The sequence below is a fragment of the Hyphomonas sp. UBA3195 genome (assembly GCF_002366485.1).
In the GTDB taxonomy this organism is placed as follows: domain Bacteria; phylum Pseudomonadota; class Alphaproteobacteria; order Caulobacterales; family Hyphomonadaceae; genus Hyphomonas.
The window spans coordinates 1-25,150 of record NZ_DEXB01000029.1; the positions used below are offsets into that span (position 1 = coordinate 1).

General features: G+C 55.7%; 21 protein-coding genes and 1 pseudogene. 13 read left to right on the forward strand and 9 right to left on the reverse strand.

Features of this window, described 5'->3' with window-relative positions; genetic code table 11:
- The 3 genes from B2344_RS09525 to B2344_RS09535 form a co-directional block, all read left to right on the forward strand.
- Positions 1-1,688 (forward strand): hybrid sensor histidine kinase/response regulator (locus B2344_RS09525; RefSeq protein ID WP_290480772.1); only part of this gene is annotated, 1,688 nt, incomplete at its 5' end.
- Between the two features lie 14 nt (positions 1,689-1,702).
- Positions 1,703-2,308 (forward strand): LuxR C-terminal-related transcriptional regulator, encoded by a 606-nt coding sequence (locus B2344_RS09530; RefSeq protein WP_290485084.1) that lies wholly within the window; start codon positions 1,703-1,705, stop codon positions 2,306-2,308.
- Between the two features lie 151 nt (positions 2,309-2,459).
- A complete protein-coding gene (locus tag B2344_RS09535) occupies positions 2,460-3,134 on the forward strand; it encodes a Crp/Fnr family transcriptional regulator (protein ID WP_290485085.1) in 675 nt (224 codons plus the stop codon).
- A 161-nt stretch (positions 3,135-3,295) separates the two neighbouring features.
- Here B2344_RS09535 and B2344_RS09540 read toward each other — a convergent pair whose 3' ends face one another.
- The gene (locus tag B2344_RS09540; protein WP_290480770.1) at positions 3,296-3,655 is read right to left on the reverse strand and encodes a hypothetical protein; all 360 of its coding nucleotides are present in this window, start codon (positions 3,653-3,655) and stop codon (positions 3,296-3,298) included.
- Between the two features lie 223 nt (positions 3,656-3,878).
- Here B2344_RS09540 and B2344_RS09545 point away from each other — a divergent pair, with 223 nt between their 5' ends.
- Both B2344_RS09545 and B2344_RS09550 read left to right on the forward strand, forming a co-directional pair.
- The gene (locus tag B2344_RS09545) at positions 3,879-4,814 is read left to right on the forward strand and encodes a bifunctional enoyl-CoA hydratase/phosphate acetyltransferase (protein WP_290480769.1); all 936 of its coding nucleotides are present in this window, start codon (positions 3,879-3,881) and stop codon (positions 4,812-4,814) included.
- Positions 4,811-5,986, forward strand: coding sequence for an acetate/propionate family kinase (locus B2344_RS09550; protein WP_290485086.1), 1,176 nt, complete (start codon positions 4,811-4,813; stop codon positions 5,984-5,986). The genes B2344_RS09545 and B2344_RS09550 overlap by 4 nt, the downstream gene beginning before the upstream one ends.
- On the opposite strand, the gene B2344_RS09555 is transcribed toward B2344_RS09550, so the two are convergent.
- The 4 genes from B2344_RS09555 to B2344_RS09570 are packed head-to-tail and all read right to left on the reverse strand — an operon-like array spanning position 5,983 to position 11,281.
- Positions 5,983-7,275 (reverse strand): efflux RND transporter periplasmic adaptor subunit, encoded by a 1,293-nt coding sequence (locus tag B2344_RS09555; RefSeq protein ID WP_206990378.1) that lies wholly within the window; start codon positions 7,273-7,275, stop codon positions 5,983-5,985. The genes B2344_RS09550 and B2344_RS09555 overlap by 4 nt on opposite strands.
- A gap of 4 nt (positions 7,276-7,279) precedes the next feature.
- Positions 7,280-9,655, reverse strand: a complete 2,376-nt coding sequence (locus B2344_RS09560) for an ABC transporter permease (protein WP_290485087.1) — start codon at positions 9,653-9,655, stop codon at positions 7,280-7,282.
- Complete coding sequence (locus tag B2344_RS09565; RefSeq protein ID WP_349679790.1) at positions 9,649-10,389, reverse strand: ABC transporter ATP-binding protein; 741 nt, start codon at positions 10,387-10,389, stop codon at positions 9,649-9,651. The genes B2344_RS09560 and B2344_RS09565 overlap by 7 nt, the downstream gene beginning before the upstream one ends.
- 19 nt (positions 10,390-10,408) lie before the next feature.
- Complete coding sequence (locus B2344_RS09570; protein ID WP_290485089.1) at positions 10,409-11,281, reverse strand: universal stress protein; 873 nt, start codon at positions 11,279-11,281, stop codon at positions 10,409-10,411.
- A gap of 195 nt (positions 11,282-11,476) precedes the next feature.
- Here B2344_RS09570 and B2344_RS09575 point away from each other — a divergent pair, with 195 nt between their 5' ends.
- The 3 genes from B2344_RS09575 (at position 11,477) to B2344_RS09585 (ending at position 15,337) form a co-directional block, all read left to right on the forward strand.
- Positions 11,477-14,149, forward strand: coding sequence for a cation-translocating P-type ATPase (locus B2344_RS09575; protein ID WP_414651734.1), 2,673 nt, complete (start codon positions 11,477-11,479; stop codon positions 14,147-14,149).
- A 98-nt stretch (positions 14,150-14,247) separates the two neighbouring features.
- A complete protein-coding gene (locus tag B2344_RS09580) occupies positions 14,248-14,763 on the forward strand; it encodes a CC0125/CC1285 family lipoprotein (RefSeq protein WP_290485091.1) in 516 nt (171 codons plus the stop codon).
- A 121-nt stretch (positions 14,764-14,884) separates the two neighbouring features.
- Positions 14,885-15,337, forward strand: coding sequence for a host attachment family protein (locus tag B2344_RS09585; RefSeq protein WP_290485092.1), 453 nt, complete (start codon positions 14,885-14,887; stop codon positions 15,335-15,337).
- 4 nt (positions 15,338-15,341) lie between these two features.
- On the opposite strand, the gene B2344_RS09590 is transcribed toward B2344_RS09585, so the two are convergent.
- Positions 15,342-17,615 (reverse strand): putative bifunctional diguanylate cyclase/phosphodiesterase, encoded by a 2,274-nt coding sequence (locus B2344_RS09590; protein ID WP_290485093.1) that lies wholly within the window; start codon positions 17,613-17,615, stop codon positions 15,342-15,344.
- 37 nt (positions 17,616-17,652) lie between these two features.
- Positions 17,653-18,309, reverse strand: coding sequence for an AraC family transcriptional regulator (locus tag B2344_RS09595; protein WP_290485094.1), 657 nt, complete (start codon positions 18,307-18,309; stop codon positions 17,653-17,655).
- 33 nt (positions 18,310-18,342) lie between these two features.
- Here B2344_RS09595 and B2344_RS09600 point away from each other — a divergent pair, with 33 nt between their 5' ends.
- The 5 genes from B2344_RS09600 to B2344_RS09620 all read left to right on the forward strand — a co-directional run bounded on the left by B2344_RS09600 (position 18,343) and on the right by B2344_RS09620 (position 24,018).
- A complete protein-coding gene (locus B2344_RS09600; protein ID WP_290485095.1) occupies positions 18,343-18,633 on the forward strand; it encodes a hypothetical protein in 291 nt (96 codons plus the stop codon).
- A gap of 229 nt (positions 18,634-18,862) precedes the next feature.
- Positions 18,863-19,405, forward strand: a complete 543-nt coding sequence (locus B2344_RS09605; RefSeq protein WP_290485096.1) for a hypothetical protein — start codon at positions 18,863-18,865, stop codon at positions 19,403-19,405.
- A gap of 410 nt (positions 19,406-19,815) precedes the next feature.
- A complete protein-coding gene (locus tag B2344_RS09610) occupies positions 19,816-21,723 on the forward strand; it encodes a tetratricopeptide repeat protein (protein ID WP_290485097.1) in 1,908 nt (635 codons plus the stop codon).
- Positions 21,724-21,827: 104 nt separating this feature from the next.
- Complete coding sequence (locus B2344_RS09615; protein WP_290480755.1) at positions 21,828-22,280, forward strand: hypothetical protein; 453 nt, start codon at positions 21,828-21,830, stop codon at positions 22,278-22,280.
- Positions 22,281-22,665: 385 nt separating this feature from the next.
- A complete protein-coding gene (locus B2344_RS09620; RefSeq protein WP_290485098.1) occupies positions 22,666-24,018 on the forward strand; it encodes an MFS transporter in 1,353 nt (450 codons plus the stop codon).
- Positions 24,019-24,103: 85 nt separating this feature from the next.
- Here the strand turns inward: B2344_RS09620 and B2344_RS15955 are convergent.
- Both B2344_RS15955 and B2344_RS16025 read right to left on the reverse strand, forming a co-directional pair.
- Positions 24,104-24,812 (reverse strand): annotated as a pseudogene (locus tag B2344_RS15955) (IS6 family transposase).
- Between the two features lie 73 nt (positions 24,813-24,885).
- Positions 24,886-25,149, reverse strand: a complete 264-nt coding sequence (locus B2344_RS16025) for a MoaD/ThiS family protein (protein ID WP_290944795.1) — start codon at positions 25,147-25,149, stop codon at positions 24,886-24,888.
- Position 25,150: the final 1 nt, after the last annotated feature.

Here is a 25,150-nt window from a genome sequence, read left to right on the forward strand (position 1 = left end):
GCGAAAGTGATGAAAATCTCGCACGGCTAAAACGGAAGCTCGAGAGAGAGTCTGCTGCACGCACGGCTGCGGAAAACCTGCTGGAAGTTCGATCCGCTGAACTTTATGAAATCACCGAGCAACTCCGTGAGGAAGCCCTCCAAGTCAAACACTTGTCGACCGCGATTGATGTGTCTGCTGACGGTGTCGCCATCACCAACAAGGATGGCGTTTTCACCTACATGAATCCGACCCATGCCAGTATGTTTGGGTACGCCTACGCCGGTGAGTGTATCGGACGACCCTGGACGATTTTGTACGCCAAGGACACGTTGCGCCGATTTGAACGCGACATCTTTCCTCTCTTCCAGCAAAACGGGTATTGGCGCGGCGAAGTCGCCGGCATTGCCAATGATGGATCAAAAGTACATCAGGATCTGTCGCTGACAGCGATCGCGGATGGAGGCATCCTCTGCTCCACACGCGATGTGGGCATCATTCGACGCCGCGAAGCCCAACGAGAACAATTGCACGAAATGCTGCTCGACGCAGAACGCCGCGATGCTCTCGGCCGTATGGCGAAATCAGTTGGGCACGACTTCGCAAACATACTGGCCATCATAAACGCCTCTGCACAATTGCTGGCTGATGACGGACAGGCCGACATCTTCGAATTGTTGATAGAGCGCATTCTCCAATCCTGTAATCAGGCCAATGATCTGGTCGAAGACTTGATGCATTTCGATACCGAACCAGAGCAAAAAGTCTGTTCCCTGAACGACCTCGTTCGGGATGTCAGCGAACTCAACAGCAACCAGTTCCTGGCAACGCAGGGCTTCGAAACCCTGGTGACCACAAGCAAGCTCATCTGCGAAACCGATCCGACCCTGTTTTCCCGGATGGTCTTCAATCTTGTCAAGAATGCACGCGAGGCCATCAACGAGAATGGGAGCGTCTACCTCTCCCTGGAGCAGATCGATGAAGACAGTACGGTGGAACCTGACTTTCACCCATCCGCAATTTGCAACCGTGGAGACTGCCAGTCATTCCCGGCGGCGCGCCTGATCGTGCGCGACGACGGAGTCGGCATGTCTCAAAAAGCTCTTGATACAGCTTTTTTGCCATTTCAGTCGACCAAAGGTACCGGGCGCGGGCTTGGACTGGTTACGGTTGATGCCCTGTTACAGGGTCAGATGGGCCGAATGCGCGCTTTCAGCCGCCCCGGCGAAGGGACGATGGTCGCGATCGACTTGCCCTTGCTGGATGCACGCGCGCCCAGAACGTTTCCCAATTCCATCAACGACCCCGATAAGCCAAGTACGGGCGCTCAAGGCGCACTGGTCATAGACGATGATCAATTTCAAGTGGACCTTGTCGTTACCCTGTTGAGAGAATTCGGTTGGGATGCTGTGGGTTTTACAAATCCGGTCGCCGCACTTGGCGTCTTCAAAGTTGCACCCTGGGCCTTCGAGTTGATTGTAACAGACCGTCGCATGCCACAAATGAGCGGTGATGAGCTGGTTCTCGAATTGCTGGATGTCCGGGCGGACATCCCCGTCGTAATGAGTTCCGGCGCTCTCGCATCCCCCCTGCCAGCCGGTCTGGCCGCGACCATTGCCAAACCACTGTCTCGTGAAAAATTATGGGCAACCCTGCACAAGATTGGCAAAACTGCGCCGGCACATCCACCATTGTCAGCGAACGAGTGAATCGGATTTACAGCATGCACCTTCTAATTGCCGATGATCATGATCTCGTGCTGGACGCCGTCCGGTCACTGCTGGTGCACGAATTGCCCGACGCGAAGATTACGATCATGCGCGATGGCGATGTCGTCAGGACCGCTCTTCAGAATGGCGATCGCTATGATCTCGCTTTGCTGGACCTGCGGATGCCGGGCATCACGGGTGTTCAAGACGTCAAAGAGCTTATTGCCATGTTTTCCGATCAACCGATTGCGATCCTGTCAGGTGTTGCAGGGCAGATGGAGATAACTGCTCTATTGGAAAGTGGCGCCCGGGGCTTTATCCCCAAGACCATGCCGGGCGACGGCTTGGTCGCCGCGGTCCGTCTTATTCTGGCAGGACAGGTTTTCAGTCCCACCCAGACCGACAAGAGTCAGGGAGCAGACGGCTCAAGTCTCACCCCACGTGAACGCGAAGTGCTGTTCTGCCTGCAGCGAGGGGAATCCAACAAACAGATCGCCCGGTTGCTCGACATTCAGGAAACAACAGTAAAGCTACACTTGCGGTCGTTGGCCTTGAAACTGGAAGCACGCAATCGCACCGAAGTGGTCGTCAAGGCGATCCAGTCGGGTCTAATCGCATAGATAACCGTCTCATGAGCACGTCATTCAACAAGCAGCGCACGCCGGCTTGTTTTCTCGTGCCCCACTTATTCCGATATGCGTATTCTTCCGGAGTGTCCGCGCCACCGCTTTGCACCACTCTTCTTTGATGGATCAAAGTTAGGAGAATGGCATGGCACGGTTTGCAGCAGTTCCTGAAGCACATGCGAGCTTAGCTAGCGCACGACAAGTGTACGCCCCCGGGACTCATCTTTTCCATCAAGGCGATATTGAGCGAGGCATCCACAAGATTGTATCGGGTACCGTGACCGTTTACCGAGTCACGGCGGATGGACATCGCCAGATCGAAGCATTTTCCGGCCCAGGTGAATATGTCTCTCTGTGTTTGTGCGCCACCAGTCCGACAAGTGCAGAAGCGCTAAGCCGCGTGGAAACAAACTATGTGAGCCGTGAAGCTTTTGAGCGATGCCTTCTGCAAGACGCGCAATTTCGACAGACGGTGTTTCGCGAGATAGACAAGGCGTCCGCAGACGCGCGCCGTCAGGCCACATTGCTAGCCTGTCGCTGTGCGAAGGAGCGGGTAGCAGATTTCGTGCTTTTCCTTGATTCACGCTTTGCACCCAAAGCCGATGGCTACACACCTATTCGAATGAGCCGGTGTGACATCGCCGATCATCTGGGCCTGACAATTGAAACCGTCAGCCGCATGCTCAACCAGTTCAAGCAAACTGGCGTCATCGACATGCCTCGGGCTGATCGCTTTCGCCTAAGAAACCGTCAATATCTCAAACGCCTGGCCGGCCAGAATGATGAAGCTGATAGCAGACCACACGGACTGGCCCTGTAAGTCAGTCCTCTTTACAACCCATTGATCCCCGTACGGCGTATGGCGCGGTGACTTTCCAAGCAGGAAATTTCGGCGAGTGATCTTGTACTCGCGGAACACTAATACGTCCGGAGGCAAATTTTTCACCTCCGACTACAGGTTAAGCTGTGCGCGCCTTAACGCTATTCAAAGGATGAACTATCCAGTGTAATCGCGACGAAGCGGTCGAACTGGTCGACATAGTCATGCGCTGCTTCGCTGGCTGCGCGGAACCAAACTGCGGCGCCCTGTTGTGGCGATTTACAAGTGCCAAGTTCACTCATGAAAGAAATGTCCTTCCGCAGGCGCCTGTTGTAGAACTTCGCCATATCCTGACTTGCTTCCATGAAGTGCTTCATGCTGACGGCACCAAATTGCATTGTGTCGGTCACCGGGATCGGTATCGCGCTGTTGGGAATGAACCCTGTCCCGTTTGTGCCAACTTGCGAACTTGATTTTTGACTCGCTGCCGCTTTCTGGGTTGTGGATTTAGTCTGGGCCATGGCATCTCTCCGATATGTGTTGAAATGTTGGGGTTAGAGTTCTGTCTTTTACCATACAACCGCAGTCTATCTCGCCGCGAAATACGCATTACTCCTGAATTCACGTACTTCTACGGGCTTGCCCAAATGTCTCCGTCAGGATTGAGTATGCGAAACGGTATTCCGGAGAGAGTGATCGCATGACAAGTACAATTCGATATCCCGCCAGAACCCGGTCAGGGTCGTGACCAGCGACATGGATGGCAAGTTCGATTGGCTCATTGCGAAAGCCGCGGCTCAACCCGGCCCGACATTACGCGTTGCGGTTATACATCCTGTAGATGCCTCCAGCCTCAAAGGTGCTTTGGACGCGGCGCAGGCTGGTATCATGACGCCCATCCTGGTGGGACCGATTGCAAAAATGTCTGCAGCAGCGGAATTGGCCGGTCTCGACATTTCTGGCCTTGTGCAAATTGAAGCACCCTACAGCCACGCAGCCGCGGCAAGATCCGTAGAGCTTATCCATGAAGGCAATGCAGATGCCCTCATGAAAGGCGCGCTCCACACAAATGAAATGATGGCTGAAATCGTCAAACGCGCCGGTGGCTTGCGCACTGACCGGCGCATGAGCCATGTGTTCCTGCTCTCCACCGCCGGTTATCACAAACCGTTGCTGATCAGTGATGGCGCCCTCAACATTGCGCCTGACCTCACCTCGAAACGCTGGATAACGCAAAACGCAATTGACGCGGCCCGTGCCATCGACATCGATCCGCCAAAAGTCGCCATCCTGTCTGCAACCGAAGAGGTGGACCCGATCATACCGTCCACCCTGGATGCAGCCGCCCTGTGCAAGATGGCGGACCGAGGTCAGATCAAGGGCGGCGTCGTGGACGGCCCCCTTGCATTTGATCTGGCTGTCTCACCTGAATCGGTCGCAACCAAAGGCCTGAAGTCTCCGGTCGCCGGGGATGCAGATATTCTGATCGTTCCCGCCATCGAGGCTGGAAACATGTTGGCCAAACAGCTGGACTATCTAGCCGGCGCATCAGCGGCTGGAATTGTTCTGGGTGCCAGTGTTCCGATTATTCTGACCAGCCGCGCCGACAGCGCCGAGGAGCGACTGGCTTCATGCGCCTTTGCGTCAGCCGTGGCGCACTGGCAGCGAGACCAGCCATGACGCGCCGCGCTGTCGCAACATTCAATGTGGGTTCTTCCAGCCTCAAATTCTCGATTTTCGAAATCGACGCTGTCGGCGAGTTGGGAGAATGCCTCTTTCGCGGCGCTGTGCGCAATCTTTCCGGCGCGCGACGCTTAGACGTATCAGACCCGGAAAAAGTGAAGCCGCTTCAGAGCGTCATAGCCAGCATATCTGATCCAAAGCATTTGATCACCGCGCTTGCGACCTGGCTAACCGGGCCGGAGGCGGGCGTGACCCTTTCCGGTATAGGACACAGGATCGTGCATGGCGGCACCCTGTTTGAGGGCCCGGTCGCCGTTAGCGACAAGACCATTGAGCGCTTACAGGCCCTCGCAGTCTTCGCGCCAGCGCACCAACCGCATAATCTCGCGGGCGTGCAAGCCGTTGCAAATGCCCTGCCCGAGATCCGTCAAACCTTGTCATTCGATACGGCGTTCCACAGGACCATGCCGCACATTGCCGAACTCTACGCCCTGCCCCGTGCGCTAAGCGAGCAAGGCATATTGCGCTTCGGATTTCATGGATTGTCATATGCGCACATCGCAGAAACTCTTGGTGAGGTTCTGGGCGCGCGTCCAAACCGTGTGCTTGCCTTGCATCTGGGCAGCGGCGCGAGCGCCTGCGCCATGATTGACGGGAAAAGCATCGCCACATCCATGGGCCTGACTGCACTTGATGGCTTGCCCATGGCGACTCGCTGCGGGGATCTGGATCCGGGCGTGGTCCTGCACCTGATCAAGGATCGTGCTATGCCAGTCGAAGAGGTTTCCGACCTGCTTTACACGAAGTCTGGCCTACTTGGCGTCTCTGGCATATCAGGAGATACCAAAACGCTTCTGGAAAGCCCTGCCCAAGAGGCGAAAGAAGCTATCGATCTATATTGCTACAGGATCGCCAGCCAATGCGGCTCACTTGCCGTAGATATGAAAGGGTTTGACGCAATTGTATTCTCGGGCGGAGTCGGCGAGAACGCACCAGCAATCCGCTCACGAATTATTCAACACCTCGATTGGCTAGGTCCAACTCTTGACGACGCCGCGAACGAAGCGAATGCAGAAGTTCTGTCTCCCAAGGGGGCGTCGGTGCCGGTGGTGCGCGTTGTCGCGGATGAAGAGCGCATCATTGCGCGCGAATGTGCCTCTCTTCTCTAGCGGATCAGAAAATCGCAGCCACCTACAGTATTGTCCCAAGTAGCCGATAGCTGCACTGCTGCTGACTCTGAACCGTCCTGCGCCTCGGAAGTCGGCTGTGGAGCTTCACGTGCGCGCACCAACACCTTGTCGACAATCCGGCTCGAAGGGTGCTCTACCAGCAAATCTCCCTCTTCAAGACCCAACAGGATCTCTGCCTCCTGGCCATTCAAATGCCCGATCGTTACTTGACGCAAGCGGGCGCGACCGTTTTCGATGCGATAGACGGACCAGTTGCGATCCTGCTTGAACAATGCGGTTATTGGAATAGTGAGAACATTGTCCTGCGACCAGATCTGGACAGCTACGTCCACCCTGTATCCATGACCCAGCCGGTCCGCAGGCTGGCCTTGCAGCAAGTCCACGACAACATTCACGCGCTGCTCCTCAATCCCGAGTGCGGATATTTTTGTGAAGGCAAAAGGCTCAATTTGCCGAACCTTGCCTTGCAGGACGGGACCACCCCAATCCGAGATGATCACAGGATCTCCGGGTGAAATGCGCACCGCATCCTCAGACAACAGATCCGCCACGATCTCGATCTCCTCAGGATCCCCAACTTCCACAAGAGGTGCGCCCTGTGCCACCGGCCCCTCGCTCTGGCGAAGGCGCCGCAGCAAAACCCCATCGATAGGTGCGATGACATCGATCAGTTCTCCGCCCTCATCCTCACTGCTCGGGCGAAGCGCAGCGCGGGCGGCTGCCAGTTCCTGCCGGCGCATGGCAAGTGCAGCTTCCGCAGCCCGAGCAGCCGCCTGCAGCGTCGTCTCTTCCGCTTCGGCCCGCTCCAGCATCTGGCGCGATATTGCTCCACCTGGCGCCAGCAGCCGATAGCGATTGGCATCCGTGGTGGCATGGTTCAGTTCGGACCGAACCCGGTCGAGTTCCGCCTTGGACGCCGTCACAGCAGCAGCGGCAGCATCGGCAACTGCCGACAATTGCTTTTGGGATCGACTGTCCAGCACAGGCGCAGCCACGGGACGGATGCCTGCGACGATTGTCTCCCCTTGATATACGCAATCGCCTGCTTCGAGGCTGATCCGCTCCAATTGCCCTGAGACGGGCGCGGAGATTTCAAAGACATCATGAATGCGCGTCTTGCCTTCCTCATTTACGGAAACGGTCATCGACCTACTGCTTGCTTTCACGATATCTACGTCGATGGCGCGGGGTGAGAATGCCCAGACCGCCAGCGCCAGCACAATTATGGCGATGACAGCCCAAAACAGAAGACGATTGCGAAGGGCCATGAGGTCACTCCCGGGTTTTCAAAACGGCGATAAGGTCGAGCGATTTCACGCGCTGGCGCACGAATAGAGCAGCGGCGATCGATGACACGATCACAATGGAAGCGGCCAGCCCGTGCGTGGAGGGGGCGACTGTAATGGGTACTCGGAATAATTCAGTCGCCATTGATGTCGCCACGAGATAGGCGAGCCCCATTCCCATCGCCCCGCCCAGCGGCAGAGCCAGGAAAACCAGCAAGGCCAATTCTCCAATCAGGATGTACGATACCTCGCCTTCCGAAAATCCGAGCACACGCAGGCTGGCCAACTCGCGACCTCGCTCAGTCAGGCCGATACGCGCAGCATTGTAAACGACCGCCGCGGCAATCGCACCGCCAATCAAAGCGTAGATTGTCATCATGATATTGATGTTCTCTTCCATTGAGTCATTGAAACTCTCAATCGAAGCGCGCTGGAGAGAGACGCTGGCAATCCCGGGGCGCTCCAGAACCGCAGCGCTGAAGACTGCCTCCCTGTCAGGATCAATCATGGCATAAACACCGCTGACGACATTGCTTTCACCCAAGGCGCGCTCTAGCGAATCCACATCCATGAATGCTGGCCATCCCATGGCTTCATTCACAATGGCCGTAACGGACACATCCAGCGTCGGCCTTTCCCCTTCAAGCACTTCCAGACTGACCCGATCACCGCGCCCGACATTGATCATTCCTGCCAGCTGCGAAGACACAGCCAATCCTCGATCCGGAACACCCAGGAATTTATCCTGATCATCCAGCAGCCGCCGCAGCCGGCCGTCAGGCTCCACACCCACCAACCTCACCCGTTCGTCCAACTGGCCATGCCTCACGCGGATAGAGATGTCCCGATTAGGCTGCACCGAAAGCACACCCGGGATTCGCTCTATTTCTCGCACAGCGCCAATATTTGTCGGTTCGACAAAGTTGATTGCGACGTCATATGCATCCGTGCGGTGAAAGTGCTGCTCCATCATTTCGTCAATTGAATCGAACGCAAACAAAGTCCCCACCAGCAAGGCTTGCGCCGCCGCAACGCCTATGACGGTCACGCCTGCACGCACGGGCCACCGCGTGACATGCCTTAGTATCATACGGGTTGGCTCATCAAAATGTATGTGTGCGAACGCACGCTGAACCGGTCCTTTTCCATAAACGGTTGGCGGCGCAGCAGACATTGCCTCGGCTGGCGCTAGCTTCGCTGCAGATCGCGCGGACCCGACTGCGCCAAATATCGCTGCAAGGGTTGCAGCCCCCCCACCGATCACAAATGCCGACGGATCCAGCCGGAAAATCATATCGGGAAACCGGAAGCTATCCGTATAGAGATTGGTCATCAAGCGCGCCAATGCTGCACCAAGGACAAAACCAACCAGGATACCGCCGGTCACCATGCCCAACGCCATCTTCACATAGTGCCAGGCGATTTCCCACTCATCGAAACCGAAAGCTTTCAGCAAACCAATCTGCTGGCGCTCCGTCGCGATCAGTCGCGCCAGAATCGCATTTATCAGCATGGCTGACACAATCAGGAATATTGGCGGTATGATCGCAGCGATCGATGCCAGTTGCTGCATCTCGCTTTCGATGAACGCATTAGACAATTGATCTTCCGCGCCATAAGCCCCGCCAGTGCCGTATGGCTCCAACAATTTGTCCAGCGAGTCGATCACCCCTTGTGGGTTGGCTCCGGGACTGAGAGAGACGCTCACACTGTTGAACGCCCCATCCAGATCAAAGGCCGCTTCAAGTGCCCTACGGCTTAGCCAGAAGATAGCGAAACGTTTTTCATCAGGTAGCAGACCGCTCGGGCCCAGCATGTAGACATGCTCTGGGGAATCCCCAACCCCGACAATCTCCAGGTCACGCGCACGTCCATTGATGATGGCGCGTACACGGCTGCCCAGCGTAAACCCGTGCGCATCTACGAACGCCTTGGAAACCACTGCCTCGTCCGGGCGGCTGGGATCGGGGAAGCGTCCGGAATACAGCAGGACGCCGTTCAGTCTTGGTTCTCCGTTCTCAGGCACCGACACCAATTGAGCGTTCGCTGGCTCGCGCATGCCTTCAATGTCCAGTGTTACAAGGCGAGAAATGCGTGTTTCGATGGTTCGGACGCCATCAATCTCCGAGATTTCATTTGCGAGTCGCTCGGGCGCGCGCTTCGCATTCGAGAAGACGTCCGCAAATCGAAACCGGTCGTAATAAGTATCGCGGCTCAACTCGAGAGACGATATCGCACCTAGCGCCATCACCATGATCGCTACGCCGCACGCCACAATCGCGCCCACCGCCAGCCCCTGACCGCGCATATGCAACAGATCCCGCAACAATTTGCGGTCCAGCGCTGATATCCATCCTACCATGACAAATCAGCCGGTTTTTTTGCCCTGCCGACTTCTTCAACATCCACAATGCGCCCATCAGACAGCCGAATTGTGCGGTCCGACATTTCGGAGATACCGACATTGTGCGTGATGACGACCGTTGTCGCGCCGAGTTCACTGTTTACATGGTCAAGCGCTTCCAGAACCTGGATGCCGGTCTTACTATCGAGGGCACCGGTTGGCTCATCGCAAAAGAGCAATGCGGGTCGCTTTGCGATCGCTCGTGCAACGGCCACGCGCTGTTGTTCGCCCCCGGACAGTTCAGCTGGGAAATGATCCAGGCGCGCACTCAGCCCAACCATGGCAAGGGCGTCTTCAGGGGGTATGGGATCGCGTGCAATTTCTGTCACCAGCGCCACATTCTCACGCGCTGTCAGGCTGGGTACGAGATTGTAGAATTGGAAGATAAAGCCAACATGGTGCCGGCGGTACCGGGTCAATCCCGCGTCCGACCTCCGGGTAAGTGACTTGCCTTCGAACTGGACATCCCCCTCGGTCGGGCGATCAAGTCCCCCTAGAATGTTGAGCAAGGTGGACTTTCCGCTGCCGGACGCTCCCAGCATGACCAACAATTCGCCGCGCCGAACGTCCAGATCAACCCCGCGCAACGCCTGAACTTTGACCTCACCCGTGTCATAGACCTTGGTCAGCCCCCGGGCAGACAGAAGCACGCCCGTATCGGTATCTGCATACGATGCCGGTGCGGGCGTCAACACGTTCATCCACGCCCCCCTAATGAACCATCAAGATTGGCAAGTCTGAATGCTGGATCATGTGCAAGGTCACGCCGCCCAAGATGGATTCACGCAACCGGGAATGAGAGTAACCGCCCATCAAGACAACATCGCTGTTGCTCGCTTCGCATTGATTGAGAATTCGTTCCGCGATTGGCCGCTCCGGCCACTCCACGTGACGGCTCGTGACCAAGACCCCTGCCCGCTCGAGCCACAGCTTTGCCTGCTCAAGGCTCGGCGTGGCTGCGTCCGTTTCCCCAATCGTCAGCAATGTCGTCTCGTCACTTTGCAATAGTAGGGGAAGAGCCGCACGGACGACTCTGGATGCCTGCAGGCTGCCATCCCATGCGACCAGCGGTCGGCGCGGTACGGCGCTCAGGCCAGAACGCAGCGTAAGGAAAACTGGCGCACCCGATTGCATCAACACGGCTTCAAACAGCTCACGCTCCGGATGCGCCCCCTTGGCATCGGGAATTGCCATGACGACAAGGTCTGCCGCACGTGCCGAAAGACCGTAATTGAGCGGGAATTGTCCAACTTCTTCTGTCCACGAAGCGGTCACACCGTTTTGTTTCAACGCCTCCGGTACCGGCACGACATGGGCGTCCGAAGCAGCGCAGAGACCTTCGAACTTCGCTCGCAACGCGCGGGCATAGTGGCCCGCGGCTTCATCATGCCCCTCCATTGCCATCACGGTCGCTGAGGCTGACGCCGGGTAGAATTCCATGGGCGGATAGCCTGCAAAACGCGGACGCACATGTTGAGCCATCACATGCCCCTTGAACGCACCGGCGAGCAACAAGGCAGTCTCTGACACCAGTTTTGCTGTTTCTTCAAAAGCGAGCGGAGCGAAGATCGTCTTGAACGTCATGGGCGTAATCCTCTCAAGGGGATAGCGAGACCACACGTCTCACGAACACGAGGCCCTATATTGAACCGGAACCACAACGTCTCCATCCGTAATTCTACGGAGACGCGAACCACACGCAATCATGTATCCATCCAGCATCCCGACACAGGATCCCGGAGCACGCCCATGCATGATCATCGGCCAACGCCTAATGAGATGCCAGTGCCTGCTCATGCAGAACCGACGGAAGCGGCTTTGGAACGCCTCTCATCCTCCCGGCTGGGACTGACACAAGCTGAAGCGGCAACCCGTTTGAGTGAATACGGATTAAACAGGACGCCCCGCGGACGCAGGACGCCGCTTCTGCTCCGGTTTCTGCGTCACTTTCACAATGCTTTGATCTATGTGCTGATCGCCTCTGCAGCCGTCACATGGTGGTTAGGCCATCCCATCGACACTGCCGTGATCCTGTTCGTAGTGATGGCCAATGGTGTCATCGGCTTCATTCAGGAAGGCCGCGCTGAATCCGCCATGGAAGCGATCGCTACCCTACTCTCACCTCACGCTGCCGTGCTGCGAGATGGAGACAGGGTGACGGTCGACGCCGAAACCCTGGTTCCGGGGGATATCGTGCTCGTTGAGGCTGGAGATCGAATTCCGGCAGACCTTCGACTGATAGAATCCAGCGGCCTGAAAATTCAGGAAGCAATCCTGACTGGAGAATCTGTACCTGTCGAAAAGTCCGTGGAACCGTCGCGCACCGATGCGGTCCTGGGCGACCGTTCGAGTTCTGCATTCAGTGGCACTATTGTCACTGCTGGGCAGGCTCAGGGATTGGTCACCGCAACAGGCGTCAATACGGAGATCGGCCGGATCAGCAGCATGCTGTCGTCTGTGGACGAGCTGCAGACGCCATTGCTGCGCCAGATGAATGCCTTCGCCAAATGGTTGACCATTCTGATCCTGCTGATTGGCTCAGCCTTGCTCTCATATGGCGTGTTCATCAGACATGCCGACTTTTCCGAAACCTTCATGTCCGTGGTTGGCTTGTCGGTTGCAGCCATTCCGGAAGGCCTGCCAGCAGTCCTGACCATCACCATGGCGATAGGTGTTCGGGCAATGGCTGGAAAGAATGCAATCATTCGACGTCTGCCTGCTATCGAAACCCTGGGCGCTGTCTCCGTCATCTGCACGGACAAGACCGGCACATTAACTCACAATGAAATGACGGTCTCAGCACTCATCATCGCATCACAGGCATTCGATGTGACAGGAGATGGATACACGCCAAGCGGGGATATTACGCCATCGCCGTCGGAGACCATCCGTCCTGTATTTGAGCTACTCGCGGAAACAGCGGCGCGCTGCAACGATTCCAGTCTGGCAAAGGAGGGAGACGTCTGGATCGTCAGTGGAGACCCCATGGAGGGTGCACTTCTTGCCTTCGCCGGAAAGGTCCTGGGAAATGCCGAGGATGTGCGACGCGACACTCCCCGTCAGGCTGTCCTGCCCTTCGATTCTCGCCACCGCTTCATGGCTACCAAGAATTCGGGGCCGGCTGGCGCACGAATCCACGCAAAAGGTGCTCCAGAGGATATCTCGGCGCTTTGCACGCACATGATCGGTGCAGATGGAACACCGGTTCCCATCGACCGTGAAGAAATCACGGCGATTACCGCTGAATTGGCTGCGCAGGGACAGCGAGTACTTGCATTGGCCTCAGCAGAGGCCAAGCCGGACCAGGCATTGACCCCGGAAGCGCTGAAAGGCGCTTTGGTTTTTCTGGGTGTCGTGGGTCTGAAAGACCCCCCTCGCGCCGAGGCTGTGGATGCTATCGCTGAGTGTCATGCTGCTGGAATCCAGGTGAAAATGATCACTGGCGACCATGCCGGCACCGCGGCTGCCATCGCAAAGGAAATCGGACTTCCTCACCCGGGTCACGTCCTGGAAGGTCGTGATCTGGACGCGATGGATGATGTCGACCTTGTCCACGCGGCGCTGGAGACCAATGTCTTCGCGCGCACGAGCCCTGAACACAAACTGCGCCTGGTGCAGGCCCTGCAGAGCCAAAACATGATCGTGGCGATGACCGGAGACGGCGTGAATGACGCGCCTGCCCTGAAACGTGCCGATGTAGGCGTAGCAATGGGCGTCAAGGGTAGCGGAGCCGCGAAGGAGGCTGCCGCAGTCGTCCTCGCAGACGACAATTTTGCCTCGATCGCTGCCGCCGTCACTGAGGGGCGCCGGATCTACGACAATATTCGAAAACTGATCCGCTGGACTCTCCCCACCGGTGGCGGGGAATCCAGTGTCGTAATTCTGGCACTTCTGTTCGGCACGACGCTTCCAGTGACAGCAATCCAGATATTGTGGATCAATCTGATCACGGAAATGACCCTTGGTTTCGCACTCGCCCTGGAGCCTCTTGAGCCCAGAAGTATGCAACAGCCCCCTCGCAAGCGCGATGCGACCTTGCTCGACGGTGGATTGCTCGCAGACATCGTCGTTGCAACTATCCTTTTCGCGGCTGCCGTCTTCGCAGTCTTCACCTATACGCTAGATCAGTCCGCCTCCATTGAGCTGGCCCGGACGGTTGCGTTCAACACGCTTGTTGTTCTCCAGATCGCCTATCTGTTTTTCGTTCGCTATCTACATGGAGCGTCCAGCACACTGGACGGGCTGAAGGGCACACCCTCTGTATGGGTGGCACTCTTGATTGTCATGGTCGGTCAACTGATGGCGACCTACCTTCCAGCTGCGCAGAGTATATTTGGCACCGTCTCGCTTTCTCCCTTTTACGCTTCCATCGTAGTCGGTACCGGGATTGCGGTGTTTGGTTTGCTCGAAGTGGAAAAGCAGATGCGGCTTGCCATGCGGCGTATCCGATAAGGACGAAGTTGTTTCAACAGTTGATAAGCATCAATAAAGGGCGCTGGCGTTTGGTTAAGGTCCATCATCTTGTCCGTATCAGTGGAGGCAATCGAATTATGGCCAATCTCAATCCCTCGCCCGTCGCATCCATCGCGTTGTTGGCCATAGCCCTGCTAACAGGTTGCGCGACGGCGCCGACTCCTTACCAGCCTGCAACTGAACTCCACGGCTATACGAGTGAAAACGTTGGCGATGGGCTGATCCGCGTAGGCTTCAGGGGGAATTCAGAGACAAGCCGAGACGAGGTAGAAGCGAGCCTGTTTCACCGTATGGTCGAGATCGCTGAAGAGGAATCCGCTGGAAGCTTCACGATTGTCGGTCGGGAGACCGCCTGCACAACAACGCTCAGAACAGCCCCCGACACGACTTGCACCTATCATCAATCTGCGGATGCCCTGTTCCCTTACTATTTCGGTGTCTATGAACTCGACAGCCCGTGGCACTCCAAGCCCAAGCGAGAATATGAAGCTGTCGCGACGATCCGACTGTCACCAGAGCCCGTTTGCAGGGATTATGCTGATTGCTTTATCACAACAGATGCGCGGGCCGCGATCAGCAAAAACTCGGAATGACTCTGGACACTGTTGCCGCCTCGATCCGCCTTGGACATCAATAGTCCTGTCTCCATGAAAGAGGTCAGGTTGATAGTTGTCAAACTGCGAAACGAATAAATCTGCACTCTGTATGCGTCATATGGGAGACTCGATTATGCATTTGCCAACCGGAGCGTTCGTCCTTGTGTGCGATGGCTCAAAAGCCCTGCTTTTGGAAAACAAGGGCGATGCCGATTTGCTGGATTTGAGAATTGTCGAGGCTCTAACGGACGACAATCCGCCGAATCGAGATCAGTCAAGTGATCGGGCCGGGCGCTTCAAGACACCTTCTGGCGCACATGCCGCAACAGAACAGACTGACTGGCACGACATTGCAGAAGAACGCTTTCTGTCGACCGTCGCCGAGATGGCCCTGAAAGAAATAGGCCAGTCAACTCCTGCCAGCCTTGTCGTCGCAGCAGATCCTCGCTCACTCGGGAAGTTGCGTCCGATGCTGACAGATTCAGGATCGGTTTCAATCCTGGCGGAACTTAACCGCGATCTGGCGCATCATACGCTTCCAAAAATCGAAGAAGCGATCAGCAACACGTGAGCACTCAGGCCAATTGCCCCATGCGGTCGCTTAACTTGATACCCAGTCCCAGTTGTGAAATAGGCGCAGGTCGACCGAACAAATAGCCTTGTACTTCACCAAAGCCTGCCAGGTTCACGAACCGGAACTGTTCTTCTGTCTCCACACCTTCAGCAATCACCTTGATATCCAGAACCCGACTCATGCCTGACAGAATGCCGAGGATTTGCCGGGCGCGATCACTTTCTTCCGCACGAACGAAGAATGAGCGGTCGATCTTAACCCGGTCCACCGGCAAATGCTCCAGACGGCTGAGGGAAGAATTTCCGGTCCCGAAATCATCCAAAGCGATCGTGACACCCATTTCCCGGATAACCTCAATCACCTTGCACGAAGTTTCGATATTGCGCAGCACGCCCCGCTCCGTGATTTCGAGCTCCAGCAGGTGTGGGGGAAACCCCGTCTCTTGAAGTATTTCAGCGACCGATTCAGAAAAACCATCGGACAATAATTCATTGGGAGATACATTGACGCTCAACCGAATGCTGTCACCGCTCTTCGACATCCACCCGAGAACGTCTTCGCATGCCTGACGCAACACATACTGGCCGAATGCAATAATATGCCGACTTGCCTCAGCGATCTCGATGAATTCCGACGGATTGATCGATCCGTACTTGGGGTGGGTCCACCGCGCCAACGCTTCGACACCAACCAACTGGCAATCTGAGACCCGCACAATCGGCTGGTAGTACAATCCGATCTTGCCTTCATCTATTGCAGGCATGAGGTCCCGGTGAATGGACAGGCGACGCTCCAGGCGTTGACGTACTTTCGCGTCTGGAACAACGCAGGAATCGCCGCCTTGTGACTTCGCTTCATATACTGCCGCATCAGCCTGTTCCAACACGTCCGCAATGGATTCTCCCTGCAAGCCGATGGCCGCGCCAATGGACGCTGTTACATCAATCAAGCGACCATCATATGCGATTGGCTTTGATACCAAGGATCTGATTCGGTCTGCCAAGACCGAGATATCATCAAGATTCACCGCCCTGCCGACAACACAACAGAACTCATCGCCCCCAATCCGGAACACGCGAATGCTATCGTCTTTGTCGGCGAGATGTTTCAACCGACCCCCGAGTGCGATCAACGCCGCATCCCCGCCAGCATGACCATGCCGGTCATTCAATTCCTTGAACTTGTCCAAATCGATGTAGAGGACGCTCATCAAGGCAGGGCGATCATCTCTCTTGCAAGATTCGATCAGAGAATTGAATGCGTGGCGGTTCTCCAAGCCTGTTAGAAGATCCGTCGTGGCCTGCTGCTTCAGCTTCTGCTCAAATTCCTCACGTACACTGATGTCATGCGCCACGCCCAGATACCCGGTAAATTCCTCATTCTCGGAGAACAGCGGACGCCCGCTAACCTCAACGCTGCAATTGACGCCATCGGCTCGCAGAACACCCTTTATTCTCGAAAACGGCTCACGACGCTGAATAGCTCCTGTGAACACCGCCTCGTCGTTTTCCCATCCAATCAGCACGTCGCGCCAACGACGACCGAGAGCGTCGCCCTTGCCGAAATAATGGACAATCTTGCCAGTCGAATCGACTTCAATATGCCAGTCCGAAGACATCTCGGCATACGAAGTAGACCGCCCCCGATATCTATTCTCCCGCTGTAGAACCTCTTTCAGCGTGGTGTAGACATTGTGTCCGAATTGTTTCGGCAGTACGGCCGCAACACAACACGCAATAGCAATCAGGCTCAGCCCGATAGCTGTAAGTGCCGTATTGTCTACTCCGCCTACAATTACGTCCAACCGATCGGCTGGTCCCATATACCAGTTGATGAACCCGATGATGAAAGCAGTGTAGGCAAAGCTCAGCTTCATCGTGGTGAAGAGCCCCCAGATGATCGGCGTGATGCTGAGTAATAGCATTCCCACAAATATGCCTTCATGGTCCAATACAAGCATGGCGAGCAAATTTGCCGGAACACTGACACAAAGCAGCAATCCCTGGAGCAACATGAACTTGCGTCTGGCTGCGAAGTAAGCAGATGCAATCAACGCTGCCGCCGTAAGAGCGTCTATGAAGGTTCCGATATTCAGTTCGTATTGACCAACCACAAGAAGGCTCGTGATCGTGATCATCATGATGATGAGGGCTGTAAGAGCACTGTAGAAGATGATCGATTGCTGCAGACGATCCGGGCTCAGAATGGATTCTGCCAGCTCATCAATCGGGCCATCCCAGGAAGACGTTTTGGATTTACTGATATATTGCTGCATGGGGATCCTCGGCCTGTAGGGTTAACCCTACCCACGCTCAGTTAGCCCTCTGCAAAAGCCGGACTGGAATATCCGCCCAATGACTTAGGATTTGATTAGGATTTCCACGGGGGCCGATGCCACTGAAGCCACGTTGTCCTGATTCCGAACAAGAAGAATTACCCGCTCCACGAAGAGAGACTGCATAGTAAACTTCCCGGAGACGGGTTTTCCCGAAAATCGCAATGTCTGATGGACTGCCGACCAACTGAATCAAGCGTAATATCGCTTCGGTGAAATCAGGGCTCCAGCCCGCAAACGAAAGACCTCGAACCACAGCTCCTTCGGCCGACATGGCGTCGATACCGCCAATACTTTCTATTTCCATGGTGCGCTCAGTCATTACGCGCGGATCGAGCGCGATATAGACGCCGACGAGCGGATCGTTCGGCGACGCCTTGGGCGCCCCGGCTTCGACGGGAAGGTTTAGGGAGCAGCACATGTGCTGACGACTGTCATAGACATGGCGGTCTCCATCGAGGATGGCCTCTTTGGCGCCATTCAGGATTGCCATGATACAAGGTTCATAAATGACCGGGGCGCAACCCACCGGCTCAGTTATGCGAAACAGCTGAACACCCGGTATCCCTGTTTCGAACATTCCTGCACCCGTCAACCGGGCTGCGATGAAACGCTTCAGTTCTGACTTGCTCATTGACGAAACCTATCCGGCGAGAAGGTCAGCGGCATGCTCTCCATCCTTGGCGCGGACAGCGTCACGCGCCTTGCTGAAACTGATACCGAACGCGCCGCAACGGTCTGGCTCGCTATTGGCATTGTGCAGAATGTTTTGGGCGGGGGCACCGAGTTTGTCGGCGGCGTCTGGAACACGCTGGCCAGCCTGGCCGGACTGCGGCGTCGCGGTTTGCCAAGAGCGTTGAACCTGTTCGGCGTTTTCATCGGGCTTGCCGGAATCGTGACGATCTATCCAGATTTCGAACCCCTCAACGCCGTTTCAGGGCTCAGCCAGATCGTCTGATTTGTTTGTGTGGGTGTCGTGATGCTGGCCCGCAGGTCACCTGAGCTGATGCCCTCAGCGACCTGAGTGCCCGATATTATCAGGATGAAACAACATGTCTCAACTTCCACTCATGGGGTTGGCACATCTGTTGATGGGCACACTGGCCGTCATCTCTGGTGCGGGAGCATTGCCGGTCGCAAAGGGGCTCCGTCTGCACAGGGTGGCCGGAAACCTGTTCTTTGGCGCAATGCTCCTCCTGATCGCAAGTGGCCTCTATTTCAGCGTCTCGCGATCCATTCTCTTTACTATTTTCCTGAGCGTGATGGCCTTCTATTTGCTCTCGAGTGGCTGGGCGACCGTGATACGCCGCGAAGGTAAAACGGAGCGGTTTGAGCTAGCGAATTGTCTTTTCATTCTCCTTGCAGGCGCGTTCGCAATCGGAATTGGCCTGACCGAAACAATCCGCGGGGCTCCGTTACAGGACGATGTTCCCTCCGCCGCCTTTTTCATCCTGGCCGCGCTCGCGGGGCTGTTTGGGGCGTATGATGTTGCTGTGATCCGGCGCGGTGGCTGTACTGGTAAGCATCGGATTGCGCGCCATCTCTGGCGGATGTGTCTGTCTCTGTTCATCGCCGTGACGATCTTCTTTCTCGGTAACAATGACGTACTGCCGGAAGTCCTGCGCACACCATTCTTCCTCACCGCCCCGATTGTCGCCGTTCTGGCACTGATGGTGTTTTGGCTGGTGCGCGTGATTTTCACTAATTGGTACAGAACTCCTTCCCAATAGATACGCCGTTCGGAGGCCTGTCCGTACCTGTCTCAGCTGGGCGCGTTGATGTTACGGGGCGAATGACGCTGGAAGACGTCATTGGGTTTATATTGCCGGCCAACAACAAAGGGCCAATGACACTTGAGTTCCAATGTCCTCTTTCGCATCCTCAGCGGTTGTTGAATGATTGGAAACGACATTTTGGTTGCTGGGAGAAGGCCCGGTCGGTAAGCTCTGCATAATCGAAAATATTGGGAGAACGGGGATTGCCGCTAATTGAAGACCTCGAGTTCCAACTCCACGTTTCGCTATTTGGTTCATTTCAAGTCGCAACACCATCCGAAATACCAATCGACATTTCCAACCGGCGCGCGCGTACCATTCTCGCTATGCTGAGTATAAATCCAGGGCAAAGCTTAAGCCGGGACTTGGTCAGCAAGCTAATATGGGCAGGCCGCTTCAAGCCTCAGGCGCGCGCCAGTCTGCGACAATGCCTGCACGATCTCAAACGCGAATTTCAAGGCTCGGGTTGGGAAATTCTGGAGATCTCCAACACTCAGCTCGCGGTCAAATCACATTTGATCCACACTGACCTTCAATCGCTGGAAACAGCCTTGAAAGAGAGAGATGATGTCCTTGCAACACAGCTTCTGCTTGAGCTATCCGGAAAGCCTCTGCTCGCGAATTTCGATTTGGGAGACGACCTGACTCAATGGCTCGCAATCCAGCGTGGTCAGATCGAAAACCGACTTCGGATTTCCACACAGCGCCTGTTGTCGGCGCTGAGAGCGAGCGGGCTAGACGAGCGTCATGAAGCTCTAGAACAAGCCTGGCACGGTTGGAGTGGCATATCTCGACTACGTCAGCGTAGAGGACTTGCAATCCTGCCCTTCAAGCAGATTGACGAAGTAGGTGGCGATCTGTTTCTCGCAGATGCGGCGGTTGAGGAACTCTCGTCACGTCTTGGCGGATTGAACGGACTGGCGCTTGCCGGACAAACATCTGTGGAGGCGGTGGCTGGATCAGCACTAACGCTTCCAGAGATGGCCGAGAAGCTTGGCGTGACACACTTCATTGAAGGCGCGGTCCATCGATCCACAGGTTCAGTCAATCTCTCCATACGACTGATAGAGGGGGCTTCCGGCAAACAGATTTGGTTCGATCAGATCGTTGAGTCCGAAACATACTTTTTCGACCAGCGTAAGTTAATCGGCGAAAATGCCATTGCGGGCTTAAGCCATGCCATGGGTCTTGAGCGAAATTCGCGGCCGGTACGGACGATGACGCGCAGCCGTGAGGCTTATGCGCTGTATCTGCAGGGGCGAACATTGACCCAGCGGGTAACACTGGAAGGGGGATTGCTAAAAGCTGTCGAGCTGCTTGAGCAAGCCTTGGAGATTGACTCGGAGTTTGCTGAATGCTGGACGGCCCTCGGCGAGGCGTTCATTCATGTCGCTGTCTATACGCCCTGTCTCGAGCGCGTTGCGCTATCAGAAAAAGCGGCATCTTGCGCGCGGCGCGCTTTGGATCTCGATCCCAATCAAGGCTATGCCTACGCGATACTCAGTATCCATGAATGGACGTGCTTTAATCCCGCTGGGGCGCTGGAATACGCATTGGAAGCCTATAGGCTGGAACCCCACAATGCCGATGTGACCCTGAGACTGGGATCCAGCCTATTGTATCTCGGACGCACAAGAGAGGCCTTGCCCTATATCGAAGCAGCGATTGAACAGGATCCCGTCTATGGCCGGAACTATGTCATGCTTTGTGTCGCACACTTAAATGTTGGAGATCTTGAGGCGGCCATGCGTGCAGGACAACGGATGGCAGATCTCGGGATTCCAGGTTTCTATCTCGGGGTCGCTCAAGCTGCTGCCGGCAATCACGAAACCGCTGTCAAAACTTATTTTGAGACACGGCGTTATGTCGGAACACTCATTATGTCGCCACCTGGCGCGGCCGAAATCTCAGACGAAGCGCGCGATTTCTATTTGAAAACCGCCGCGGAAGGCATTTGCAGCGGCAATGAAGAGGCCCGCCAGACCTATTGCAAACTGATTGACATGCTGCACCAAACCTTGCTCGACCCCTACGATCAAACCGTCGCTTGGCCAGCGGTCTGGATGGGGCATTCTGACTTGGTGATGAAGGTCTATCGTGAACAGATTCACCCTGCCAATATGCCGGGGCTGATGAGCCTCTGGACCGACATCGACCCCATCGGCCGTACGCTTCAGCACCCGGATTTCATGGCGTTTGCTGAAGACATTGGCATGGTTGAGGCGTGGGAAAAATATGGTTGGCCGGATCTTATCCCCTCAGACCCGCGCTAAGTCCCAGGCGAATTAACGCTTTTTTGACGCCACCTCGAATTGACCGTGTTGGCACAAGAGCACCATCCTCCGCGTACCCAAAAAGGGAATTACGGAGAGAAACCATGAAACGAATTTTCAGCTTGCTACTGATCGCATTTTCAATCGGACTCACACCTGCGCAGGCCCAACTAGAGCCATTCACTGATTATGAGATCAGCGACGCGGTCTGGGAAATCGGAACTATCAAGGTGAAGACCAATGCGGGCGATCACTATCTCGAGGGTCTGAAGGCGACCTGGGTTCGGGGCGCGGAAATCAGTAAAGAGCTCGGCTATATTGAGGACTATTCCATCTATTCGAGCATTACGCCTGAGAGCGGTGATTTTAATCTGCTGCTTGTCACAAAGTATGCCAGTCTTGCCGATATGGCTCCATCGAAAGAGAAGTATGAGGCAATCATGGACGCGCTCGGCCAGGAGCAAGCTGATGCGGATTCAAAGCGGGCGCTTGAGACCTATCCAGAATTGCGCGAAATCACCGGCAGCTACATCGTGCATGAGATCGACCTTAAATAAAGCCGGCATTTAACAGTGCGGAATTCTTTCACGGCACCCCGTTTCCTGGTCAAACCTCGATATGTGGGGTGTCGTATTTGCTTCTCAGTATGGTCCGCACCCGTCATGGTCACATAATCTATCGACCGATTTGACACTATTTTGACGCTTGCATCGCTTGACGGTGGTCGCCGTGACCCTGCACAGTTTACTCGGATTACATTAATAAAAACAGTGTGCTGCATGGCTTATCGGACCTCCGACCGAGAGGCTTGGCATAGCTGTGTCGACCGGAGACTTCTGGATGCCCCCCCTAATTTTACTGGCAACAGAGGTCTCCGGCAAAGGCGATAAGCAGGGTTGGCTCCCGGTTATCCACAACCCTGTTTGAGTGAGGCACTTTGATATGACGGATAACGCGAATATCGCTCTAAAAGCCGGAACCTCTACGCTGCCAGCTTATACCGAAAATGCACGTTTGCGCTTTGCGACCGGTACTTTACTTTATCTGGCGCAAGGCTTGGCCCAGGGGTTATTCTTCGTCGCAATTCCGAGTTGGCTTGCCGTGAACGGACAGCCCGTTGGGGCGATCGGGTCGTTTATCGCAGCAATCTCATTACCCTGGAGTCTCAAGTTTTTTATTGGCGCCGTTGTCGACCGGTATGCCTTTCTGCCGATGGGCCGTCGGCGCGCATGGCTTGTTGGCGCGCAGGCCTGTTTGATCATTTCGCTCATCGCCTTCGCCATTCGGAGCCCTTTACCGAGTGAGCTGGCGACGGTCATCATTTTTGGCGCGGTCTTGTCGGCCATGACGGCCGTTCAGGACGTGGCGCTGGACGCGATGATCATCGACCTGACTCCCAAGAATGAACTCGGAAAGATCAATGCTTTCATGCTGGGCGGAAAGTCTGTGGGCATGGCTGGCGGCGCGGCATTGGTTGGGTATTTCCTTGAGTATCAGAGCTTTCCGATTGCGATGATCGCAACCGCCTGCCTGTTCTCGATCCCCGCATTCGCCGCCATCCTGATCCGGGAACGCCCGGGTGAAAAACTCTTTCCATGGAATGAGGGCCAGACGTCGGTCCAGAGCCGCGATGCCAAACCAGACGCCTGGTGGCCTGTGTTGCGCGAAACGTTCCGCGTCTTGCTTCGGCGTGACCCGCTCTTGATCATTGGTCTCTGCGTTTTCTACGGCATGCATCAAGGTATAATCGAAGCGACGCTGCCGGCATTCGCAGCCCAGGAAATGCAGTGGGGAGAGACGCGATATTCGTCCTTGGCGGGGATTGGATATCTGATCTCCAGTGCCGGTTTATTGTTGGTTGGGGGCTGGGTAACCGACACAATCGGGCCAGCCACACTCGGATATTGGACATCGGGTATCGTGGCCGGTGTCATCGCCATATTCATCTTTGTGGCACTCGCTTCGACAACCGACTTGTTTTTTTCAAGCTGGTACCTGTTTTACACCCTGATCGTTTCCGGGTTTTACCTCTGCATGGTGACACTGGGCATGCGCGTGTGTGAAGAGCACGTGGCGGCCACCTCATATGCTTTAATGATGGGATCAATGGCGCTCGGCATGATGCTCGGTGCGGGCAGCGCCGGTCTTCTAGACCAGATCGGTGGTTATGCAGCCCTGCTGACGGCGGCAATCGTTACGATACTTTCGTCAGCCGCCATGGGTTTGGGGCTTAGCCCGGCTACCGGCGGGCCCGTCCGAGCCCCAGGCTTAGTCTCGGAACCGCCGCCAAGATGAGAATCGGCCGCATCGCTCAGCATGTTCGCGCGGATGCTGTCAGTCTAATGCGAACCAGTCTCCACAATTCGCGGACGAGCAGGTGCTAGGCAACAAGGAGGTCGCGCCACTCGCGAAGCGCGGTGTCTCGTTTCTGTTTGAACAGGGTTCTGGTGTTGTCGTGCCTTTCAAAGTTGAAGTGATTGTGCACTGACGAAGAAACTGAGACGAACTTCTGCAGACTTCGCATCCGCCTGAGCCGGGACATCGCCCGCTCTCGCCTGCGGAAGGATAGGTGTGAAATTTATGCGCGTTTAATCAGATGGCGACCAGTTTCTTGGCGCGCCTCACTTCCGATGACCTTCATCGCGGCCCGATTAGACGGCCATCTACGAGTCACAATAATTCGTGGATTCCCATGTCGCTTCATTGCTTTTTTGAGGAAACCTCAACGCAGCAGCCTTATGGCGCTTCTTCGCGACAAACGATTCCAGGACTTCGCTTTCCTGATCCACGGCTCGCCAGAGGTAGTGGTGTAAGCCGCGAATCTCGACGAAGACGTCGTCCAGGTGCCACCGCCATTGGAGGCTTCTTCGCATCGACTCTGAGCGCCGCCTCCAGATCTTGTGTGCGAACAATGTGCCGAACCGATCAACCCAGAGCCTCAGGCTTTCGTAGCTGACATCTATCCCTCCCTCGCTTGTGGACAAGGTCCTCGACATTTTGGAGCGACAGCGGAAATCAGACGTACATCAACACGCAAGCTGGATGATCTCAGGCGAGGCTTTAAAGTAGCGAAACGGGTTCTTGGCCATTTCCTCAGGCTAAACACCAGGATTGGTCGCCTCCAGATGTTTGCCCTGACAACACCTTCTTGAGGCCATGCAGTCATCCCCCACTCATTGGAGGGATGAAGGCGACCTCATCCTCACTTGAAATTCGGAGTGTTGCCGCTGCGGGATGAATCTCATGATTCACACAGATTCGATTTTGCTGTTCGGAGAGCACCGCGGCAAGGTCAGGACGCGTTTGACATATGTGCGCAATAAACCTGGTTGCAGGCAAGTCTCCATCGAATTCGGGCATAGGCCATTCGTTGGCGCCCGCCAGATCCGACAGCTTTCCGAAAAACAGGATTTTTCCTTTCGCCACG

Bases quoted from the DNA above. Each gene is read 5' to 3' on its own strand.
- B2344_RS09605 (WP_290485096.1), top strand. From the start codon at position 18,863: ATGCTCCTCCTGATCGCAAGTGGCCTCTATTTCAGCGTCTCGCGATCC.
- B2344_RS09555 (WP_206990378.1), bottom strand. From the start codon at position 7,275: ATGGCCCTTCGCAATCGTCTTCTGTTTTGGGCTGTCATCGCCATAATT.
- B2344_RS09535 (WP_290485085.1), top strand. From the start codon at position 2,460: ATGGCACGGTTTGCAGCAGTTCCTGAAGCACATGCGAGCTTAGCTAGC.
- B2344_RS09530 (WP_290485084.1), top strand. From the start codon at position 1,703: ATGCACCTTCTAATTGCCGATGATCATGATCTCGTGCTGGACGCCGTC.
- B2344_RS09595 (WP_290485094.1), bottom strand. From the start codon at position 18,309: ATGAGCAAGTCAGAACTGAAGCGTTTCATCGCAGCCCGGTTGACGGGT.
- B2344_RS09585 (WP_290485092.1), top strand. From the start codon at position 14,885: ATGGGAGACTCGATTATGCATTTGCCAACCGGAGCGTTCGTCCTTGTG.
- B2344_RS09620 (WP_290485098.1), top strand. From the start codon at position 22,666: ATGACGGATAACGCGAATATCGCTCTAAAAGCCGGAACCTCTACGCTG.
- B2344_RS09570 (WP_290485089.1), bottom strand. From the start codon at position 11,281: ATGACGTTCAAGACGATCTTCGCTCCGCTCGCTTTTGAAGAAACAGCA.
- B2344_RS09600 (WP_290485095.1), top strand. From the start codon at position 18,343: ATGCTCTCCATCCTTGGCGCGGACAGCGTCACGCGCCTTGCTGAAACT.
- B2344_RS09590 (WP_290485093.1), bottom strand. From the start codon at position 17,615: ATGCAGCAATATATCAGTAAATCCAAAACGTCTTCCTGGGATGGCCCG.
- B2344_RS09560 (WP_290485087.1), bottom strand. From the start codon at position 9,655: ATGGTAGGATGGATATCAGCGCTGGACCGCAAATTGTTGCGGGATCTG.
- B2344_RS09580 (WP_290485091.1), top strand. From the start codon at position 14,248: ATGGCCAATCTCAATCCCTCGCCCGTCGCATCCATCGCGTTGTTGGCC.
- B2344_RS09615 (WP_290480755.1), top strand. From the start codon at position 21,828: ATGAAACGAATTTTCAGCTTGCTACTGATCGCATTTTCAATCGGACTC.
- B2344_RS09540 (WP_290480770.1), bottom strand. From the start codon at position 3,655: ATGGCCCAGACTAAATCCACAACCCAGAAAGCGGCAGCGAGTCAAAAA.
- B2344_RS09550 (WP_290485086.1), top strand. From the start codon at position 4,811: ATGACGCGCCGCGCTGTCGCAACATTCAATGTGGGTTCTTCCAGCCTC.
- B2344_RS09575 (WP_414651734.1), top strand. From the start codon at position 11,477: ATGCCAGTGCCTGCTCATGCAGAACCGACGGAAGCGGCTTTGGAACGC.